We start from the raw sequence: 20025 nt of genomic DNA on the forward strand, positions 1-20025 counted from the left end.
CAGGCTTCCCTCGAATCTAATGTGGGAGCGAGCTTGCTCGCGATGACGGCGGCATATCCAGCATCGATGCAAGCTGACGCACCGCTATCGCGAGCAAGCTCGCTCCCACAGTGATTCATGCAGTCTGTGGCGCTAAACCCGAAATGCCTGGACGGCGGTGTGCAAACGTCCGCCCAACACCAGTAGGTTGTCGCCCTGTTCCCGGCCCTGGCCGATGCGCAGCAGGTTGTCTGCGCCCAGTTGATGAATCCGCTCGCTGTGATCGCGGATTTCGCTGACGGCGCCGCTTTGCTGGGCGGTGACGTCGGCGATGCGTACCGCCGTGTCGGAGATGGTCTGGATGGCGCCGACGATCTCATCCAGCGCGCCGTCGGCCGCTTGCGCCTGGTTGGCGGTGGCTTCGGCGTGTTCGACCTGGGCGCGCATGCCGTCCACCGATTGGCGCGCGGCCAGTTGCAGGCGGGCGATCAGTGTCTGGATTTCGGCCGTGGCGCCGGCCGTGCGCTGGGCCAGGGAGCGGACTTCCTCGGCCACCACCGCAAAGCCCCGGCCCATTTCCCCGGCGCGAGCCGCTTCGATGGCCGCATTGAGCGCCAGCAGGTTGGTCTGGTCGGCAATCGAGCGAATCACTGTCAACACGCCGCCGATGGTGGCTGATTCCTCGGCCAGTTGCTCGATCATCTGCGCGTTGCCTTGCACTTCCCCTACCAACGCATGCAGGCCCGTGAGGCTCAGGCCGATGACTTTCTGCCCTTGCTCCACCGCTTGCCCGGCGCTGCGGCTGGCGCCTGCGGCCTGGCTGGCATCGCCGGCCACTTGCTGGATCGTCGCTTCCAGCTCGCTGAGGGAATCACGGATCAGCGCCGTATCGTCGGCCTGATCCTCCGCACCACTGTGCAGTTCGCCGCTCAGCTCGGCCAGGGCCCGGCTGCTGCCGGCGACCTGTTCGGCGTTCACCCGAATGGTGCCCACCAGGTCCACCAGGTAAGCGCGCAGGCGATTGAGCGAAGCCTCGATGTCCTGCATTTCGCGGTTGCTGGCGCCCACGTGGATGTCCCGGCTGAAGTCTCCCTCGGCCCAGGTCGACAGGGCTGGAGCCAGGTGCGTCAGGGTACGGGCCAGGCGCCGCTGCAAGGTGTCGATGAGCAGCGCGATCAGCAGGATCAGGCCGATCATCAGCCCCTGGATCATGCGAACCTCCCCCTGGATCTGCCCATGCTGGGCCCGTACCGCCGGCTCCAGGGTATCGATCGCCGTTTGCACGTCGGCGATTTTCAGGTGCGTGGCATTGCTCAGCTCGGTGCGTTTCTGGATCAGTTCGCGGGTGCGGGTCAATTCCGCCGGGTAACGGCCGAGCAGGCTGTTGAGTTCGCGCTTGAGGGCGATGCCCGCATCTTCGGCAACGGTTTTTTCCTGGGTCTCCAGGCCCATCAGCGCGGCGAAATCATCGCTGCCCGATTCGCTGCTGGCGGTGACACCCAACAGGGGCAGGCTGTCGAGGCGTTCGGCCTCGGCACGGATGCTCGCCAGTTCCCGTTCGACATCGGCAGCCAATTCACTACGGCCGCTGCTGACCAGTTTGTCCCGCGTGAGGGACAACCGACCCAGGTGCTGCGAAGCGGCAAACAACGGGGGCAGGTAGGCCGGGGCGCCATTGGCGTATTGGGCCAGTTGATCGAGGCTGGCGCTCAGTTCACGCTCGGCCTGCAGCAACAAGGCCTGCGGATCGCCAGCCAGTTTGCCGGCGGCCAACAGATCGGTCTTGCTGAAGCCGTCGAGGTTCGACAGGCTCGGGCGCAGGGTCTTGGCCAGCTCCGGGGGAAACTGGTCGAGGTCTTTCTGCAGCGTCTCCAAGGCCTGGGTGGCCGCGCTCAGGCGCAAGGCGTCGCCGCTGGCCAGGTAGTCCTCGATGTTGCGCGCCACTTCGCCCTGGAAATGCCGCGACAGGCCCAGGTAGCGCTCCATCAGCATGTAGGGCCGTTCCAGGGCGATCTGCGACCACCACAAGGTGGCTCCGAGGCCCAGGCAGACGGCAACTAAAAGAACGGTGTTGAGATTGGTCAGCAGCTTCAGGCGCATCAAGGGTCTACCGAGGGCAGAATCGTAAGTGCCTGAAGTTATTGCGTTTGCGTTACAGGTTTATGACCGAGTCAGTCGATTCCGATGAAAAGGTGGCACTTTGCTTTGATTGCCGGGCGCTCTGTACCCGGTTGCGTCCGGCATGCTTGGCACGGTACAGCGCTTCGTCCGCCTGGCTGGCCATCATCAGGCTGTCGGACTCATCGCTCATCTCCACCACGCCAGCGCTGAAGGTGCACCACAGATCCTGGGGCTGGGCCGGATAGTGGATTTCGGCAAAGCGCTGGCGAATTTCATCCAGCACTTTGCAGGCGGCGTCGATGTCGGTGTCGGGCATGACGATGGCGAACTCTTCGCCGCCGTAACGGCCGATGAAGTCGGTCTTGCGCAGGCGCTGCTTGAGAAACAGCGCCAGGCTCTTGATCACCCGGTCGCCCATGGGGTGGCCGTGGCTGTCATTGACCCGTTTGAAGTGATCGATGTCGAGCATGGCGAAGCTCAGGGGCTTGCCTTCGCGACGAGCGCGGAAGCTGCAATCCTCGAGCAGTTGCAGGATATGGGTGTGGTTGTACAGGCCGGTGAGGCTGTCGCGCACCATCCGCGCCTTGAGGTTGCGCGCCCGGGCGGCACGGTTGCGCACGGTGGTGATCAAGTGCCGGGGCTTGATCGGTTTGGTCAGGAAGTCGTCGCCACCTTCGCTCATGGCGTCGAGTTGCTTGTCCAGGTCGTCTTCGGCGGACAGATAGATGATCGGCACGCTGACATAACGGTCATTGTGACGGATGACCTTGGCCAGTTCCGTGCCGGTGCAGGCTGGCATGTACATGTCGAGGATGATCAGGTCGGGCTGGAAATCCGCCAGTTCGGCCATGGCCTGGATCGGCTCGATCAGCGTGCGGGTGATGATGCCGGCGCTGTTGAGCAGGCGCTCGGTGTGCAAGGCCTGGGCGCGGGAGTCATCGATGATCAGCACTTTGTAGGGGTCGTACTGGGCGACGCAGGTCAGCACTTCGATCTTTTCCAGCAGGCTCGAGGCTTCGAGGGTGCCGGTGAGGAATTCCTGCCCGCCGGCGCGTACCGCGGCCAGGCGTGTCGGGGTGTCGGTTTCCAGCAAGCTGAAGAACAGCAGCGGCAACGGTTGTTCCAGGCCTTCCTGGGCTTCGGCGGCCAGTTTCAGACCGGTGCCCGGGCCGCTGAAGTCCACGTCCATGACAATCGCCGCCGGCAGGCGCTCGACCATCGAGGCCCGAAATGCCGCGACACTGTCCAGTGCCTGGGCGCTGAGACCGAAGAACTCCAATTGCTTGGCCAGGCGTTCGGCGCGGTCATGGTCCTGCAGCATCACATAGATGGGTTTGCGCAGCGGCGGCAGGAAGGTCTGTTCGAGCTGGTCGCCGTGGCGCAGGCCGGTGCGAGACAAACGTTGCATCAGTCGGTTGAGTTCGGTGATCAGCTGGCTGCTCAGGCGCCCGCGATTGGCGTCCACCGCTTGCAGCGACTGGCTGATGCCTTGGGCCAGTTGGGTATGCTCGGGCTGTTCGAAGCGCTCGGCAAAGCGCAGCAAGCGCAGATTGGCTTCGCTGAGCTCCGACAGATCGGTGCTTGACCACTCACTGCGCTGCAGGCGCTGCCAAATCTCCAGCATCTGGCGAGCCTGATGAATCACCCGCTGGGCAAAGTGGTGCTTGAGGCGCTCACGGCTGGGGTCTTCTGGCTCGGTCATATCCTGACTACTAGTTAGGGTGCATGCTGAGGTCGACTGGTGGCTCTATGCTAGCACCTCTTTTCCTCCATATGAGTGTCATACGTCAATATTCTGTCCAGTCGCCTGATTCAGTTTGTGACCGGACAGTCTCGTAGGCCGATGGCGACGCTTCCTTTATAGTGCTGTTCGATTGCCCTGTCGCGCCCGGCATGGTTGGCGCCGCATTATCGCGTTTCAAATCAGGCACGATGGCGTAGGGTTGTGGTCGAACCGAGAACTCAAGTGATTGAAGGAACATCGCCATGCTGGACTGGAAAAACCGCGCGGGCAGCGCGCCTGAACGTGCCGCCGAGCCGAAATCGGACACCCGCAGCTACCTGGGTGGGCTTTTTTTCAGCCGCGCACTGGCCACGCTGATCGGCCTTTACCTGCTGGTGACCATTGCCCTGGGCTGGTACTGGAGCCAGGAGCCCGCGTTGTTCCCCGTGCAGCAGAACGCCCAGGCCGCAGCCGAGAGGGATGGCCGGCAAATGGTGGTGGGCTACACCACGGTCGAGACGCTCAAGACCGTGGCCGGGACCCTGCTGACCAAGCAAGGCGGCTACATTTCCAACGACCGCTTCCCGCCAGGCCTGTGGATGGACAACATGCCGAGCTGGGAGTACGGCGTGCTGGTGCAGGTTCGCGACCTGAGCCGCGCCCTGCGCAAGGACTTCGCCCGATCCCAGTCCCAGTCCGCCGAGGACGCCGACCTGGCCAAGGCCGAGCCGCGCTTCAACTTCGACAACCGCAGTTGGGTGTTGCCTTCCAGCGAATCCGAATACCAGGAAGGCATCAACTCCCTGAGCCGCTACCAGGCCCGGCTGTCCGATCCGAACCAGAAAAGCGCGCTGTTCTACGCCCGCGCCGACAACCTGAACAACTGGCTGGGGGATGTCGGCACGCGCCTGGGCTCGTTGTCCCAGCGCCTGTCGGCCAGCGTTGGCCGGGTCAAGCTCAACACCTCGCTGAAAACCGAAGTCACGGCCCCGGGCCAAGTGCCGCAGGTGGACGAAGAGGTGGTCGAGACCCCATGGCTGCAGATCGACAACGTGTTCTATGAAGCCCGCGGCCAGGCTTGGGCACTGTCGCACCTGCTGCGCGCCATCGAAGTGGACTTCGCCGATGTACTGGCGAAAAAGAATGCCACGGTCAGCGTGCGGCAGATCATTCGTGAACTGGAAGCGTCCCAGGAACCGGTCTGGAGCCCGATGATTCTCAACGGCAGCGGCTTCGGTGTGTTGGCGAACCACTCGCTGGTCATGGCCAACTACATTTCCCGGGCCAACGCAGCGGTCATCGATTTGCGGCAACTGCTGAACCAGGGCTGATCCATGAGCGAAAGCCCCCGGGAGGTCGCTCACCGAGCGGCCTCGGATGCCGAACTGATCGCGTGGGTCGACGAGCACGACAACCTGCTCGGCAGCCTGGTGCGTTCGCAGCTGCGCGAGCGCGGCCTGATCGGGCGTGGCACCTACATCATGCTGTTCAATTCGGCCGGTGAACTGTGTGTTCACCGGCGCACCCTGAGCAAGGCCATCTACCCGGGTTTCTGGGACGTGGCGGCGGGCGGCATGGTCCAGGCCGACGAGACCTACGCCGAGTCGGCCGCCCGTGAGCTGGCGGAAGAACTGGGCGTGAGCGGCGTGGAACTGACCGCCCACGACCATTTTTATTTCGAAGACCCCGGCAGTCGCCTGTGGTGTTCGGCGTTCTCGGCGGTGTGGGACGGCCCGCTGGTCCTGCAGCCTGAAGAAGTCCTCGAAGCGCGTTTCCTGCCGCTTGAACAGGTGCTCGATGAAATCCAGCGCATGCCTTACTGCCCGGACTCCCTGGCGGCGCTTGAACGCTATTTGCGTGCCCAGGGTGGCGACGTCGCAAAGAAGCTATAAATTGGCGCTGATTGGCCCTTAGCAAGTCGGCTTTTTGCCGTTACACTGCGCGACTTTTCAAGCTGAACCGCGTCTGCGGTCCAGTAGCGCTGCCCCTGCCTGAGTGGGGTTTCGCGGTCGAGGCACGTTCTCCCCTCGACCAGTCTTTGTCCTCCCGAGAGGATTGCCGGTGGCCAAAAAAGCCGCATCCTTCGCCGCCCTGGGCGGCCTGGTATTTTCTACCGACGCCGGTCGTCATTGCCCTGATTGCCGTCAACCGGTGGATGCCTGCATCTGCAAACAGACCGCCATCCCTGCCGGTGACGGCATTGCCCGTGTGCGCCGTGAAAGCAAAGGTCGCGGCGGCAAGACGGTGACCACGATCACCGGCGTGCCGTTGGCCGAAGACGCGCTCAAGGAGCTGGCCACCACATTGAAGAAACGTTGTGGCACCGGTGGTGCGTTGAAAGACGGCATCATCGAGATCCAGGGCGATCACGTCGAGCTGCTGCTGGCGGAACTGGTCAAGCACGGCTTCAAGGCAAAGAAATCCGGCGGCTAGCAGCTTCTGTGAAAACCACCCTCGGCTTGACCCGGACCTGACGTTCGAGGTCGCCCGCATGGTTTTCACAGAGCCTGTTCTGAACGGGTTTCTAAACTCATCGCTGGGAGCAGGGTCTACCTTGCTAACAGGCAATTCGTCATTTTCACTCTCTAGACTGCCCCAGCCTCCGACCGGATGGTGCATTTTGACTTCTTTATAGGGGACTTCGATGTCCGTACGACGCACACGCAAAGACGATGGCAGCCAATGGACAGTTGCGGACAGCCGCAGCGTTTACGGGATTCGCCATTGGGGGGCCGGGTATTTCGCGATCAATGAAGCCGGTCGCGTCGAAGTCCGTCCGAACGGTCCCGGCAGTTCGCCCATCGACCTGTTCGAGCAAGTCGACCAGTTGCGCCAGAGCGGCCTCTCGCTGCCTTTGCTGGTGCGCTTTCCCGACATCCTGCAAGACCGCGTGCGCCAGCTGACCGGCGCGTTCGACAGCAACATCGCGCGCCTGGAATACCAGAGCAAGTACACCGCGCTCTACCCGATCAAAGTCAACCAGCAGGAAGCGGTGATCGAGAACATCATCGCCACCCAGAACGTCTCCATCGGCCTGGAAGCCGGTTCCAAGCCGGAGCTGCTGGCGGTGCTGGCCCTCGCGCCGAAGGGCGGCACCATCGTCTGCAACGGCTACAAGGACCGCGAGTTCATTCGCCTGGCGCTGATGGGCCAGAAGCTGGGTCACAACGTCTTCATCGTCATCGAGAAAGAGTCCGAAGTCGGCCTGGTGATCGAAGAGGCCGCGGTGCTCAAGGTCAAGCCACAGGTCGGCCTGCGCGTGCGGCTGTCGTCCCTGGCGTCGAGCAAGTGGGCCGATACCGGTGGCGAGAAGTCCAAGTTCGGCTTGTCGGCCGCGCAACTGCTGTCGGTGGTCGAGCGCTTCCGCGCCGCAGGCCTGGACCAGGGCATTCGCCTGTTGCACTTCCACATGGGCTCGCAGATCGCCAACCTGGCGGACTACCAGCACGGCTTCAAGGAAGCGATCCGTTACTACGGTGAGCTGCGCAATCTCGGCCTGCCGGTGGATCACATCGACGTCGGCGGTGGCCTGGGCGTGGACTACGACGGCACGCACTCGCGCAACGCCAGTTCGATCAACTACGACATGGACGATTACGCCGGTGTCGTGGTCGGCATGCTCAAGGAGTTCTGCGATGCCCAGAGCCTGCCGCACCCGCACATCTTCTCGGAAAGCGGCCGCTCGCTGACCGCCCACCACGCGATGCTGGTGGTGCAGGTGACCGACGTCGAAAAACACAACGACGACGTGCCGGTGATCGACAACAAGCAGGAACTGCCGGAAACCGTGCAATGGCTGGTTGACCTGCTGGGCCCGACCGATATCGAGATGGTCACCGAGACCTACTGGCGCGCCACGCACTACATGAGCGACGTGGCGACCCAATATGCCGACGGCAAGCTGACCCTGGCGGAGAAAGCCTTGGCCGAGCAGTGCTACTTTGCCGTGTGCCGTCGCCTGCACAACTCGTTGAAGGCCCGCCAGCGCTCGCACCGCCAGGTGCTGGATGAGCTCAATGACAAGCTGGCCGACAAATACATCTGCAACTTCTCGGTGTTCCAGAGCCTGCCGGACACCTGGGCCATCGGCCAGGTACTGCCGATCCTGCCACTGCATCGCCTGGACGAAGAGCCGCTGCGCCGCGCCGTGCTGCAGGACCTGACCTGCGACTCCGATGGCAAGATCAAGCAGTACGTCGACGAGCAGAGCATCGAGACCAGCCTGCCGGTTCACGCTCTCAATCCGGGCGAAGACTACCTGCTGGGCATCTTCCTGGTGGGCGCCTACCAGGAAATCCTCGGTGACATGCACAACCTGTTCGGCGACACCGACTCGGTGAACATCTACCAGAACGCCGATGGCAGCGTGTACCACGCCGGTATCGAAACCCACGACACCATCGAAGACATGCTGCGTTACGTGCACTTGTCGCCGGAGGAGTTGATGACTCACTACCGCGACAAATGCGCCAGCGCCCGTATCAGCGCCGCCGAGCGCACCCAGTTTCTCGATGCGCTGCGCCTGGGGCTGACGCGTTCGTCGTACCTGTCTTCCTGACGGAGAGACAGCGCCAATAGCCGTCCCCTCAATGCCCGCTGGGGCTGTCAGAAAACACACCGCACATCGCGGGTTTTTTCTGATAGTTCCGGAGGGCATTTTTGTTTACGCCACGGCTATTTCTTCACACCGGTGCATTTAATCGGTGATGTCCTTATTTCGTGTAGTCCCTTTCCTAACCTGTACTTGCCCCCTCTACTCGACCATGGCGGTCGGCGAGAATCCCCGACCGCCCCTCCTGTAGAGATACGCCGATGTCCGATCCAGCCTGCGAGCCAGCATTTCGTCTGGAAATAGCCGGCCTGCCCGAGCCTGTTGACGTGGTGGCCTTCACGGGTAGCGAAGCCATTAGCGAACCCTTTATCTATGAAGTGGAGCTTCTGTTGCACGATGCGAACCTGGACTTGGCGAGCCTGCTGTACCGCAGCGCCTGGTTGAGTTTCGGGACCCCGGGCCGGGGCATTCATGGGCAACTCCATGAATTGGTCCAGCACCGTCACGGCGCCGGTTGCCGGGTGCGTATCGGGCCGAAGCTGGCGTGTCTGGCGCAGCGCTTCAGCCAGCGGGTGTTCAGTGCCCGCTCGGTGCCGCAGATCATTCGCCAGGTGCTCAAGGCCCATGGCATCAGCGGCCGCCGCCTGTGCCTGGACCTGAGCGGCGATTATCCGCCCCAGGATTTCTGTACCCAGTATCGGGAATCGGACCTGCAGTTCCTCCAGCGCGTGTGCGCCCGGGCGGGTATCCACTTTCATTTCGAACACACGCGGGACGGGCATTGCCTGGTGTTCGCCGACAATCCCCACAGTTTTCCCCCTGCTGGCAAGGCTGTCTACATGGACGACGGGCTAGTCGCCGCGGTGCGGACCTTCAGCGTGCACACCGATGTGTCGGGGCAGCAGGTTGCCCAGGGGCGCAGCGAACTGACAAACCTGCGCAGTGGCCAGGTGCTGACGTTGACGGACCATCCGTTTGCCGGTTGGAACCGGCGCTGGCTGTTGACGAAGGTCGAGCATCGCGCCCAGGGGGGGGTGTATGGCAACCATTTCAAGGCCATTCCCCGGGGCGTGCTGTTCGTGCCGGACAGTGTCCCGGCCACACCACGCATGGTCAGCCGGCAACGCGGCTGGGTCGTGGCGGTGGACGAGTCGCCGGAACTGGGGGCGGGGCGCGTGGCGGTGGAGTTCGACTGGGTCTACCAGGGCGAAGGTTCCAGCCCCAGTCATTGCTGGCTGCCCTTGGCGCCGGAGCTGGCTGCCGGCGGGGCGGCCGCGCTGTGTGACGGTACCGAGGTGCTGGTGAGCTTTATCGAAGGTGATCCGGATCGGCCGCTGATCAGTGCATTTCTGGGCGAGCCTGCCTCGGCAGCGGTTGCCGATGAGTCATCTTCAGGCGAAACACTTGGGCGGTCGGTTGCCGATCCGGTGCTGTTGTCGGCGATGCGGGAGGCCGAGCCGCTGGTCTTGTTGTGCCTGTTGCCCGAGGGCGGGCCTTTCAATCCCTGCGGCCAACCGCTGTGCACCTGCCGTATGCTCATGGGGCGCGGCGCGGGCGCTGCTCGATGAGCGCGGCCGTGCCTGGATCAACGCCGCAGTGGTTGCTGCTGGACGTACCGAGTGCGCCTGAGGCGGTGCGGCTGGTGCATGCGCAGTTCGCCGAGGCCCGGTGTTTTGCCCTGTTCGAAGGCACCGAGTTGCATGGGCTTCGCGAGCACGGCCCGCTGTTGGTGGATCTGCGCCAATCACCCGCGCTGGTCAGTCTTTGTCACCTGGACCCGCGCGCCTGGCCGGGGTTGTTGTTGGCCAGTCCAAAGCCCGTCGTGCAATTGCTCACGCATCTGCGACGCATGCTGACGGTGACACTGGGCCTGCATCACAAAGCCCTGTTGAATTACTACAACCCGCACACCGCCAGCTATTTTTTCGACGGTTGCGATTCCCATGAGCTCAGTTGCTGGCTGGGTCCGATCAGCCTGGCGCGCTGGTTCGGTGGCACGTGGGCCGACCGGGCGATCGGCAGCCAGGGCTGGCAACAACTGTCCAACCCGGGACTGCCGGTGGCGGCGCTGGAGAAAGAGCACGGCCTCAGCGACCGACAGCAGGGCCAGTTGCAACGATGCCTGTTGGAGCGCCACGCGTGGCAATGGTGCCGCTCCACCGGGCGTGATTACCGTCGCCTCTGGGAGGATTTGCAGCAGGGGCTGGCGTTGGGATTCACCGAGCGGACGGTGCTCGATGACTGGCTGTGGCTGCGCTTGCAATACCCCGATGCCCGGCCCATTCCGGGGCCGGAGGGAGGTTCGCAGCGCGAGCGTCTCGATCACCTGCGGCGGCGGTGGCGGGGTCGCCAGGATTGAAGGTTATGGGGGCGGCGCGCCGAGCCAACGGTCGCGCCGCTGCAAATGCCAGGCAAATGCACCGAGGGTCAGGCTGCGCAGGGCCATGAACAGCAGGAAGGTGATCCACAGCCCATGGTTGCCCAAGCCCAGCAGCATCCAGGCGATCGGCGATACGAGCAGTAGGGTCAGGACCATGCCGTTGCGCATTTCCCGGGCACGGGTGGCACCGATGAACAGGCCGTCGAGCAAGTAGCTCCAGACCGCGATCAGCGGCAAGGTCGCCAGGTAGGGCAGGTAGTCGTAAGCGGTGGCGCGCACGTCGGGGATATCGGTTTGCATGTCGATGAACAAGTGGCCGGCGAGCAGGAACAGCAGGGCAAAGCCGAGGCTTGCAATCAGTGACCAACCGCCGGCCACCACCAGCGAGCGGCGCAGGGCCAGGCGGTCGCGGGCGCCAATGGCATGGCCGCACAGGGCTTCCACGGCGTGGGCCAGGCCGTCCAGGGCATGGGCAGTCAGCAGCAGGCCGTTGAGCAGCAAGGCATTGGCCGCCACGGTGGCGTCCCCCAGGCGCGCGCCTTGCACCGTGATCAGGAAAAACACCGCTTGCAGTGCCAGGCTGCGAATGAAGATGTCCCGATTCACCGCCAGCAGCGGACGCCAGTTCTGCCACATGCCCAGGGCCGCCCAGGCAATCTGCCCGGGCCAGGCCCGCAGTGTCTTGCGAGCCAGGGCCAGGCCGACCAGCGCTCCGGTCCACTCGGCAATCACCGACGCCCGGGCCGAACCGGTCACGCCCCAGTCCAGGCCGATCACGAACCAAAGGTTCAGGGCGATGTTGACCAGGTTGGTCACCAACAGGATCGCCAACGGCGCACGGGCATTCTGGGCACCGAGGAACCAGCCCACCAGCGCATAGCTGGCCAGCGCCGCCGGCAAGCCGAAGAGCCGGGTATGGAAGAAGTCGCGGGTCAACTGGTTGAGCTCGGCGGACGGCTGCATGAAATGCAACGCCACGTCGCTCAACGGCACACCGACGGCACCGAGCAGCAGCGCCAGCCCCATCGCCAACAGCAGTCCTTGCCACAACACTTGCCGCAACGCCGCTCCGTCACCCCGCCCGGCGGCCTGGGCGGCGAACCCGGTGGTGCCCATGCGCAAGAAACCCATGGCCCACGCCAACACCGTATACAAGCTCGCCCCGACCGCCACGGCGCCCAACTGGTGGGCATGGGGCAAATGGCCGATGACGGTGCTGTCCACCAACGCCACCAGCGGCACGGAGATGTTCGAGAGAATCATCGGCGCAGCCAGTGCCCAGACCCGGCGATGGGTCAGGCGGTCGCGCCAGTCGGTGATCAGGTTGGACATGCGGGCTCCTTGATGGAGCGCGATTGTAGCGGGTTCTTGGATTGATCGTGCCCACGTCCCGCGTGGGATGCCTCCATAAATCTGTGGGAGCAAGGCTTGCCCGCGATGAGGATGACGCGGTCTTTCAGGGAACCGAGGCGTCTGTATCGCGAGCAAGCTTTGCTCCCACAAGTGCTCTGGACCCTAGTGAATGATCCAACTCAACAACCACAGCCCCAGCACCAGCCAGATGATGCCCATGACGATCGAGGCCCGCATGAAGGCGCGGATGGCCGAGTACAGCAGCATCAACCCGAGGATCAGCGCGATGATGCTGATGATCGAAGTGTCCATGCCCAAGGTGCGTGACAGCCCATCGACGAAGTTGCCGCCGGCGTTGGCCAGGGTGTTGAAGAGGCCGCTGAGCAGGTCGACGATGAAACGGATTACCGAACCGAGCGCCTGGCCGAGCCATTCGAAAAAGCTTTCTACCTGCATATGTGCATCCTGATGGGAGGGAATCCGAGCTGAGCCGTTGGCTCCTGATTGTAGGAGCTGTGGCGGCCGAGTTGGTTCGATTATGGGGCAAACCGTCGCTTCGTACCGAGACTCTTGCCTTCCCCGGTCATCCCCCTGAAGCTATGCGCATTCAGGAGAACCCGATGAACCTTGTTGAACTGACCGAACGCCTGCACGCCATTCGTGACCATAACGATTGGCGGCAATTCCACAGCCCGAAAAACCTCGCCATGGCCGCCAGTGTGGAAATGGCCGAGCTGGTGGAGATTTTCCAGTGGCTGACCGAGGACCAGTCGCGCCAGTTGCCGGCGGACAAACTGGCCCACGCCGGGCAGGAAGTCGGTGACATCGTGTTGTACCTGTTGCTGCTTTGCAGCGAGCTGGGCCTGGATATGGACGCCGTGGTGCGCAGCAAGCTGGCCGACAGCGAACGGCGTTTCGGCCAATGAGCGACCGTCATTTCGATCAGCTCGCCACGCGCTTCGCGGAAAAAATCTACGGCGGGGCCAAGGGCGCCATCCGCCTGGCGGTGCTTCAGGCCGATCTGCTGGAAACCTTGCCGCAGCGTCCATTGCGTGTGCTGGACATCGGCGCTGGCCTGGGCCACATGTCGTCGTGGTTGGCCGAGCGCGGTCACCAGGTGACCCTGGCCGAGCCGGCCGAGCCCATGCTCGAAGGCGCCCGTCAGCGTTTTGCCGAGGCGGGCCAGCAGGCCACGTTCATCCAGGCACCGTGGCAGGACCTGCTCGGCCAACTGACCGAGCCTTACGACCTGGTGCTGTGTCACGCGGTGCTGGAGTGGCTGGCCGAGCCCCACGCGATCCTGCCGGTGCTACATCAACTGACGGCGCCTGGCGGTTGGCTGTCCCTGGCGTTCTACAACCGCGACGCGCTGGTCTATCGCAATCTGCTCAAGGGGCATTTCCGCAAGTTGCGCAAAAATGACATGGCCGGCGAAAAACAGAGCCTGACGCCGCAACAACCCCTTGATCCGCGAGATCTGGCGGCGCAACTTGAAGGCCTGTGGCAGGTCGAAAGCCAGAGTGGCGTACGGGTTTTCCATGACTACATGCCGGTGGAGTTCCAGGGCCGCGTGGAACTTGCGCAGTTGCTGGAAATGGAACTGGCCCACCGTCGCCATCCGGCGTTTGCCGGGTTGGGACGTTATCTGCACTGGATCTGCCGTCCCCTCTGATCCGCACGTGCAATTGGAGCGCGAAATGAAAGGTCGTTCAGGGTTGTTGGTGCTGTGCCTGGGGCTGGTGGCCTGCCAGGGCAGCAACCCCTATGTCGCCACCTCCAATCCGTTGCCGCCGGCACCACCGCAGGCCGCCACGGTGTTCGACCGCAGCGCCTACCCGGCGCCGCCCCGTGATTACGGGCGCTATCGCAGCTGGGCCTGGCGCGACGGGCGCCTACCGCCGGGCACGGCCTGGGCGGATTCGGCCCAAGTGGCCGAAGCGGTGAGCAATGCCCTCGACCAGCGTGGCCTGCGGCCGCTGCATGACAACCGGCCCGCCGACCTGTTCGTCAGCGCCGACCTGCGCCTGGAGACCCGCGTGCGCCAGGTCCGGGATGATTATGATGCCGGCTATTACGGCGGCTATAACCGGTATGACCGCTACGGTCCGGGTTATGGCGTGTACCATCCGGTGCCGATGGTGCGCACCTATCAGGAGCAAGTCGTGGTGGTCCGGGTGGACCTGTTCGATGCGCGCACCGGTCAGCCGGTGTGGAGCGCCAGCGCCGAGACGGGCCAGCGGGGCAGCCAGAGCGAACGCAGCGATGCCATTCGCGAGGCGGTGGAAAAAGCCATGTCGGCGTATCCCCCAAGTTGATTACGCAACGGAGAAAAACCATGTTTCGCCGTCTTGCTCTATTGGCCTTCACCCTGTTGCTGGGGGCTTGTGCTTCTAACCAGGTCAACCATGACTTCGATACCAGCCGTGACTTTGCGGCGTATCGCAGTTGGAGCTGGAAAGACCCGGCGCTGCAGTATCGCCCCGATGACCCACGCATCAAGAGCGACCTGACCGAACAGCGGATCCGCCAGGCGGTGGCCGATCAACTCGACCAGCGCGGCTTGCGCCCGGCTGCGGCGGGCGGGCGCAGCGATGTGCTGGTCCAGGCCTATTTGATCGTCGAGGACCGCCAGCAGCAGGTCACCACTAACTACGGCGGCGGTTGGGGTGGCCCGTGGAATGGCTACTGGGGTGGGCCGATGTACAACGAAACCCGCAACATCAGCTACAAAGTCGCCACCGTGCAGATCGACCTGCTCGACGGCAAGGACGGCAAGCTGGTGTGGCGTGGCAGTGATGAACAACTGCTCAGCAACTCCCCCAACCCGGCCGACCGCAACACCGCCGTGCGCGAGACGGTCGGGCGGATTCTGTCCAACTACCCGCCGCGCTGAACACGGCGAATTCAAGATGAATGGAGGCTGAGCCACCGCCATCGCGAGCAAGCTCGCTCCCACAGGGGTTGGCGGTGGACATCGAATCTATGAACACCCCGAAGCAAACTGTGGGAGCGAGCTTGCTCGCGAAGACGGCGGTACATTCGACCTCGATGCAAGCTGACCCAGCGCCATCGCGGGCAAGCTCGCTCCCACAGGGGATGGACCCTGCTCAAGTCACCGGCCGCCACTCTCCCGCCATATGTTCCAGCGCCCCGATCCCCACCAGCTGCAGTTGCCCACTGGAGCCCGCCGCGCTGGACAGCAGGGTCACTTCGCTAGGCAGGCGCACCGGTTTCTTGAAGGTCACCTCGATCTCGATGTTGGCCTCGGGCAGGTGGTCATCCAGCGCCGCGAGGGTCCTGGCCTTGTTCCACAAGCCATGGGCGATGGCGGTGGGGAAGCCGAACAGCCTGGCGCTGATACCGCTCAGGTGAATCGGGTTGTAGTCGCCGGACACCTTGGCGTACTGCCGGCCAATGTCGGCCGGCGCGGTCCAGTGCGCCACCTCCATCAAGGGCAGGCTGATATCCGGCCGGTCTTCCACCAGCGCGCTGTCAAGCTGGACCCCCTTGCACAGCATCTGGCTCTCAGCCTCCCATAAAGGGCCCAACTGGTCATCGATGTGGGTCACGAGATTGAACACCGCGCCCTTGGGATGGGCTTGCAGGTTCTCGACATGGACGCTGGCCCGCACCTGGCCGACCCCGCCCATGGGCCGCAATACGCGAATGCGGTTGTTCAAGTGGATCAGCCCCAGCAGCGGAAAGGGAAAGTCCCGCCCCGTGAGCAATTGCATCTGCAGGGCAAACGCCAGAACGTGGGGATAAGTCGGCGGCAGCAGTCCGTTATCGACGAAACCGCACACTTTGCGATAGGCCGCCAGCCGTTGCGGGTCGACTTGAAGCACCTGGCGCAAGCCTTCCTCGGGCAAGGTCGTTCCGGTGACCTTGCGCCGCGTCGCCGCTTTTGAATAGAGCCCGGACATGGATGGCGGGCTGCTGACCTCATGCCATTGGATCGTCATGGTCATGCTCCCAAAAGGCTTTGCCCGCATACCCGCAGGGCCTGCCCGGTCACGGCGCCCGTGCCCGGCTGCGCGAGCCAGGCCACGGCTTCGGCGACATCTTGAGGCAGGCCGCCCTGGCCGAGGGAACTCATGCGCCGCCCGGCCTCGCGCAAGGCGAAGGGGATCTCGGCGGTCATGCGGGTTTCAATGAAGCCCGGCGCCACGGCGTTGATGCTGATGCCCCGAGATTGCAGCAGCGGCGCCCAGGCCTGGGCCAGGCCGATCAGCCCGGCCTTGCTCGCCGCATAGTTGGTCTGCCCACGGTTGCCGGCAATGCCGCTGATGGAGGCCAGCAGGACGACCCGGCCATTGTCGCGCAGGGTGCCGCTGTCGAGCAGGGCCTTGGTCAGCACTTGCGGAGCGTTGAGGTTGACGGCCAACACGGCGTCCCAGAATTCCGGGGTCATGTTGGCGAGGGTCTTGTCCCGGGTGATGCCGGCGTTGTGCACCACGATGTCGACCCCGTCGGGCAGGTGCTCGATCAACTGGGCGGCGGCATCTTCGGCGCAGATATCCAGCGTGACGCTGCGCCCGCTCAAGCGCGCCGCCAAGGCATCGAGGTCTGTCTTGGCCTGGGGAACGTCCAACAGGATCACGTCGGCGCCATCGCGGGCCAGGGTTTCGGCGATGGAGGCGCCGATCCCGCGGGCCGCGCCAGTGACCAGCGCCTTGAGCCCCGTAAGCGGTCGGGTCCAGTCATGGACCTGGGTGCCACAGGCGTCGAGGCGAATGACCTGCCCGGAAATGAAGGCACTCTTGGGCGACAGGAAAAACCGCAGCGCACCTTCCAGCTGGGCTTCGGCACCGTCGCCGACATACAGCAGTTGCAGCGTCCCGCCGTGGCGCAGCTCTTTGGCCAGGGAACGGCTGAAACCTTCCAACGCCCGCTGGGCACTGGCGGCGAACGGATCGCCAAGGCTTTGCGGCGCGCGTCCCAGGATGACGACATGGGCGCTGTGGTCGAGGTTCTTCATCAGCGGCTGGAAAAATTCCCGCAACTGCTTGAGCTGGTCGACCTGCACCAAATGGCTGGCGTCGTACACCACGGCCTTGATTTTCGGGCCGTGGCCGGGGATCCACTCGGTGGCCACGGTCGGTTCGCCGCCGTAGATGAAAATGGTGTCGGTCAGGCGCTTGGCGAACGTGCCGATCTGTTCGGTCAACGGCCCGCCGCCCAGCAGCAGTGCGCCTTCGATAGGCCGCAGCCGCCCGGCCTGCCAGCGCTCCAGGCGTACCGGCGATGGCAGGCCGAGGGACCCGACCATGCGCCGGCCAATGGGCGAATTGGCGAAGTCGATATAACGGTCAGACATGGAACACACTCCGACTGATGAGGTTCCAAGTGTGGACCATGATTGGCAATCAGTCGTTCGATCGGCGAGATAAAGCCTAAGCTTGAGCGGGAGCGCTTTGTCCAGGGCACCGAACCCCTGTGGGAGCAAAGCTTGCTCGCGATACAGACACCGCGTTTTTCAGTAGGCCGCGTCATCGTTCAACGCGAGCAAGCTTTGCTCCCACAGGGGGCGGTTGAGTTTTCTCAGTGCATCAGACTTACAGGGGAGTTCTTCATGACACAACTACGCCGCGTCGCGATCATCGGTGGTAACCGCATTCCTTTCGCCCGCTCCAACGGGCCCTATGCCACCGCCAGCAACCAGGCGATGTTGACGGCGGCCCTCGAGGGGTTGATCGAACGCTACAACCTGCATGGCTTGCACATCGGCGAAGTGGCTGCCGGTGCGGTGCTCAAGCACTCCCGGGATACGAACCTGACCCGCGAATGCGTGCTCGGTTCGCGGCTGTCGCCCACCACGCCGGCCTATGACGTACAACAGGCCTGTGGCACCGGGTTGGAAACGGTGCTGCTGGTGGCCAACAAGATCGCCCTGGGCCAGATCGACAGCGCCATTGCCGGCGGCGTCGACACCACGTCGGATGCGCCCATCGGGGTCAATGAAGGGTTGCGCAAGATCTTGCTGCAAGCCAATCGCGCCAGGACCACCGCCGAGAAAATCAAAATATTCCTGCAATTGCGCCCCCAGCACCTGGTGCCGGACTTGCCGCGCATCAACGAGCCGCGTACCGGCCTGAGCATGGGCGAGCACTGTGAATTGATGGCCCAGACCTGGCAGATCCCCCGGGAGGCCCAAGACCAGTTGGCCCTGGAAAGCCATCAGAAAATGGCCGCGTCCTACGCCGAAGGTTGGCAGAACGACTTGATGACACCGTTTCTCGGCCTGACCCGGGACAACAACCTGCGCCCGGACTTGACCCTGGAGAAACTCGCCTCCCTCAAGCCGGCCTTCGAAAAAAGTGCCAGGGGCACGCTGACGGCGGGCAACTCCACACCACTGACCGACGGTGCCTCGTTGGTGCTGCTGGGCAGCGAAGAGTGGGCCAAGGCCCGGGGCCTGCCGATACTGGCGTACCTGCGCGACGGTGAAACGGCGGCGGTGGATTTCGTCAATGGCGCTGAAGGGTTGCTGATGGCCCCGGTCTACGCCGTGCCGCGATTGCTGGCGCGCAACAGCCTGACCTTGCAGGACTTCGATTACTTCGAGATCCACGAAGCGTTCGCCGCCCAAGTGTTGTGCACGCTGAAGGCCTGGGAAGACCCGGACTATTGCAAGACCCGTCTGGGCCTCGACGCGCCGCTGGGGTCCATCGACCGCGGTCGGTTGAACGTGAAAGGCAGTTCCCTGGCCGCCGGGCATCCGTTTGCCGCCACGGGCGGGCGCATTGTCGCCAACCTCGCCAAGTTGCTGGATGCCGCCGGGCGAGGTCGCGGGTTGATTTCCATCTGCGCCGCCGCCGGTCAGGGTGTGACGGCGATCATCGAGCGTTGACGAGAGTGCCCTCCTGGCGGGACGCCAGTGCCTTGTGCCGGCTGGCGTAGTGCTCGGCCAGGATCGAGCAGACGATCAACTGCAGCGGGTGGTAGATCATGATCGGCAGCAGAATCAGCCCCAGGCCGGGATGGTTGCCGAAAATCAACGCCGCCATCGGCACCCCGGCGGCGAGGGATTTCTTGCTGGCGCAGAACACCGCGGCGACTTCGTCGGCGCTGTTGAATTTCAGGGCGCGGGCGGTGCGGGTGGTCGCCCACAGGATGATTGCCAGCAGCACGGCACTGCCCACCACTGCGCTGAGCAACACGCCGTTGCCTTGCTGGCGCCAGATGCCGGACACCATCGAGTTGCAGAAGGCCGCGTAGACCAGCAGCAGGATCACCAGCTTGTCGATGACGCTGGTGTAGCGTTTGTAGCGACCGAAAAAGCCGGCCAGCCAACGCCGCAGGAACTGGCCCAGCACCAGCGGCAGCAGCAACATCATGCACAGGTCGAGCAAGGTCGAACCCAGGTCGATGCCACCGGCACCGCTGCCGACCACGAAACTGACCAGCAACGGTGTCAGGAAAATGCCCAGTACGCTGGACAGGCTCGCGTTGAGAATCGCCGCCGGCACGTTACCTTTTGCGCTGCCAGTCAGGGCCACCGAGGAAGAAATCGTCGAGGGCAGGGCGCACAGGTAGAAGAACCCCAGCATCAGCAGCGCCGGCACATGGCTGCCCAGCAGCCAGTTGCTGAGCAGCCAGAGCAACGGAAATACGCCAAAGGTGAAAGCCTGCACCATCACGTGCAGCCGGATGTTCTTCAGGCCGTGGCGGATCTGCTCGCCGGACAGGTTGACCCCGTGCAGGAAGAACACCACGAAGATGCCGATGTTGACCACCCATTCGGCATGCATGGCACCGCCCGTGGCACCAAAGGTGGGAAAGAAGTACGCCAGCAGCGTGGCGAGCACCATGCCGCACAGGAACCAGTCGGTCACCATGCGTTTGAGGTGTCTGAAGATATGCATAGGGCACCGCATGTTGTAAGAAAAGTCGACTTAGCCTACCGTCGCCCCTATT

General features: G+C 63.7%; 18 protein-coding genes. 11 read left to right on the forward strand and 7 right to left on the reverse strand.

Translation table 11 applies throughout. The features are described from left to right. Positions 1-132: 132 nt before the first annotated feature. Positions 133-2079 carry a methyl-accepting chemotaxis protein gene (locus BLQ55_RS18290; RefSeq protein ID WP_092255700.1) on the reverse strand — a complete coding sequence of 649 codons (1947 nt, stop codon included), beginning with the start codon at positions 2077-2079 and terminating at the stop codon, positions 133-135. 52 nt (positions 2080-2131) lie between these two features. Further along, positions 2132-3802, reverse strand: coding sequence for a diguanylate cyclase GcbA (gene gcbA, locus BLQ55_RS18295; RefSeq protein ID WP_092205093.1), 1671 nt, complete (start codon positions 3800-3802; stop codon positions 2132-2134). Positions 3803-4086: 284 nt separating this feature from the next. Here gcbA and BLQ55_RS18300 point away from each other — a divergent pair, with 284 nt between their 5' ends. From BLQ55_RS18300 to BLQ55_RS18325, 6 genes are all read left to right on the forward strand, one after another. Beyond that, positions 4087-5154, forward strand: coding sequence for a DUF2333 family protein (locus BLQ55_RS18300; RefSeq protein ID WP_092205094.1), 1068 nt, complete (start codon positions 4087-4089; stop codon positions 5152-5154). Between the two features lie 3 nt (positions 5155-5157). Next, positions 5158-5715, forward strand: a complete 558-nt coding sequence (locus BLQ55_RS18305) for an NUDIX hydrolase (protein ID WP_060739343.1) — start codon at positions 5158-5160, stop codon at positions 5713-5715. Between the two features lie 169 nt (positions 5716-5884). Beyond that, positions 5885-6256, forward strand: coding sequence for a translation initiation factor Sui1 (locus tag BLQ55_RS18310; protein ID WP_003197435.1), 372 nt, complete (start codon positions 5885-5887; stop codon positions 6254-6256). Positions 6257-6467: 211 nt separating this feature from the next. Continuing rightward, positions 6468-8381, forward strand: a complete 1914-nt coding sequence (speA, locus tag BLQ55_RS18315) for an arginine decarboxylase (RefSeq protein WP_060739342.1) — start codon at positions 6468-6470, stop codon at positions 8379-8381. A gap of 254 nt (positions 8382-8635) precedes the next feature. Beyond that, a complete protein-coding gene (locus BLQ55_RS18320) occupies positions 8636-9943 on the forward strand; it encodes a type VI secretion system Vgr family protein (RefSeq protein ID WP_092255704.1) in 1308 nt (435 codons plus the stop codon). Then, positions 9940-10734 carry a DUF4123 domain-containing protein gene (locus BLQ55_RS18325; protein WP_092205096.1) on the forward strand — a complete coding sequence of 265 codons (795 nt, stop codon included), beginning with the start codon at positions 9940-9942 and terminating at the stop codon, positions 10732-10734. Before BLQ55_RS18320 ends, BLQ55_RS18325 begins: the two co-directional genes overlap by 4 nt. 3 nt (positions 10735-10737) lie before the next feature. Here BLQ55_RS18325 and BLQ55_RS18330 read toward each other — a convergent pair whose 3' ends face one another. Both BLQ55_RS18330 and BLQ55_RS18335 read right to left on the reverse strand, forming a co-directional pair. Continuing rightward, entirely contained in the window at positions 10738-12087 is a 1350-nt protein-coding gene (locus tag BLQ55_RS18330; RefSeq protein WP_092205097.1) for an MATE family efflux transporter, read from the reverse strand. Between the two features lie 183 nt (positions 12088-12270). Further along, complete coding sequence (locus BLQ55_RS18335; RefSeq protein WP_003197447.1) at positions 12271-12564, reverse strand: hypothetical protein; 294 nt, start codon at positions 12562-12564, stop codon at positions 12271-12273. Positions 12565-12728: 164 nt separating this feature from the next. On the opposite strand from BLQ55_RS18335, the gene BLQ55_RS18340 reads away from it, so the two are divergent. From BLQ55_RS18340 to BLQ55_RS18355, 4 genes are read left to right on the forward strand one after another with little or no spacing between them, the layout of a single operon-like run. Next, complete coding sequence (locus BLQ55_RS18340; RefSeq protein WP_092205098.1) at positions 12729-13034, forward strand: MazG-like family protein; 306 nt, start codon at positions 12729-12731, stop codon at positions 13032-13034. Then, a complete protein-coding gene (locus BLQ55_RS18345) occupies positions 13031-13780 on the forward strand; it encodes a methyltransferase (RefSeq protein WP_092205099.1) in 750 nt (249 codons plus the stop codon). Before BLQ55_RS18340 ends, BLQ55_RS18345 begins: the two co-directional genes overlap by 4 nt. A gap of 25 nt (positions 13781-13805) precedes the next feature. Next, positions 13806-14423, forward strand: a complete 618-nt coding sequence (locus BLQ55_RS18350) for a DUF4136 domain-containing protein (RefSeq protein WP_092205100.1) — start codon at positions 13806-13808, stop codon at positions 14421-14423. A gap of 20 nt (positions 14424-14443) precedes the next feature. Continuing rightward, the gene (locus BLQ55_RS18355; RefSeq protein ID WP_092205101.1) at positions 14444-15001 is read left to right on the forward strand and encodes a DUF4136 domain-containing protein; all 558 of its coding nucleotides are present in this window, start codon (positions 14444-14446) and stop codon (positions 14999-15001) included. 214 nt (positions 15002-15215) lie between these two features. On the opposite strand, the gene BLQ55_RS18360 is transcribed toward BLQ55_RS18355, so the two are convergent. Together BLQ55_RS18360 and BLQ55_RS18365 are read right to left on the reverse strand one after the other, a co-directional pair. Beyond that, complete coding sequence (locus tag BLQ55_RS18360) at positions 15216-16070, reverse strand: MaoC family dehydratase (RefSeq protein WP_092255707.1); 855 nt, start codon at positions 16068-16070, stop codon at positions 15216-15218. A 2-nt stretch (positions 16071-16072) separates the two neighbouring features. Further along, positions 16073-17425, reverse strand: coding sequence for a 3-oxoacyl-ACP reductase (locus BLQ55_RS18365; RefSeq protein WP_092255709.1), 1353 nt, complete (start codon positions 17423-17425; stop codon positions 16073-16075). A gap of 255 nt (positions 17426-17680) precedes the next feature. Between BLQ55_RS18365 and BLQ55_RS18370 the strand changes: the two genes are divergently transcribed. Continuing rightward, complete coding sequence (locus tag BLQ55_RS18370) at positions 17681-18958, forward strand: acetyl-CoA C-acetyltransferase (protein WP_092255712.1); 1278 nt, start codon at positions 17681-17683, stop codon at positions 18956-18958. On the opposite strand, the gene BLQ55_RS18375 is transcribed toward BLQ55_RS18370, so the two are convergent. Continuing rightward, positions 18945-19973 (reverse strand): bile acid:sodium symporter family protein, encoded by a 1029-nt coding sequence (locus BLQ55_RS18375; protein WP_092255715.1) that lies wholly within the window; start codon positions 19971-19973, stop codon positions 18945-18947. The two genes, BLQ55_RS18370 and BLQ55_RS18375, sit on opposite strands and share 14 nt — an antisense overlap. Between the last annotated feature and the right edge of the window lie 52 nt (positions 19974-20025).

Origin of the sequence: Pseudomonas sp. NFACC13-1, assembly GCF_900104425.1 — a bacterium.
Classification (GTDB): Bacteria; Pseudomonadota; Gammaproteobacteria; order Pseudomonadales; family Pseudomonadaceae; genus Aquipseudomonas; species Aquipseudomonas fluorescens_AA.